At 36.6% G+C, this 254-nt stretch carries 2 pseudogenes; both read left to right on the forward strand.

Annotation, left to right across the window (positions count from 1 at the left end):
• A pseudogene (locus IDG65_RS14910) lies at positions 1–126 on the forward strand (hypothetical protein); the annotation flags it as partial.
• A 2-nt stretch (positions 127–128) separates the two neighbouring features.
• Positions 129–254 (forward strand): annotated as a pseudogene (locus tag IDG65_RS14455) (iron ABC transporter permease); the annotation flags it as partial.

The following is a 254-nucleotide window of genomic DNA, read 5'->3' on the forward strand; positions in this document are numbered from 1 at the left end:
GCATTAGCACTTTGGGTAAGATGTAAACGCAACACAACATTACGTAATACTTTAAAAGGTGCATTGCCAGTTGGTTTCCTAGGTATTGGAGAACCATTAATCTATGGTGTGACTTTGCCATTAGGTCTTACGGTGCTACGTTTAAAGATACAATCATTTTGGGTATGGTTATTTTAGCTGTTGTGCCGTTGTTATTTCTTGTTATACCAAAAATGAAAATATCTATACTTGATGACCCTGTAGCGATTGGCTTA

Origin of the sequence: Staphylococcus sp. EG-SA-17, assembly GCF_017151845.1 — a bacterium.
In the GTDB taxonomy this organism is placed as follows: domain Bacteria; phylum Bacillota; class Bacilli; order Staphylococcales; family Staphylococcaceae; genus Staphylococcus; species Staphylococcus aureus.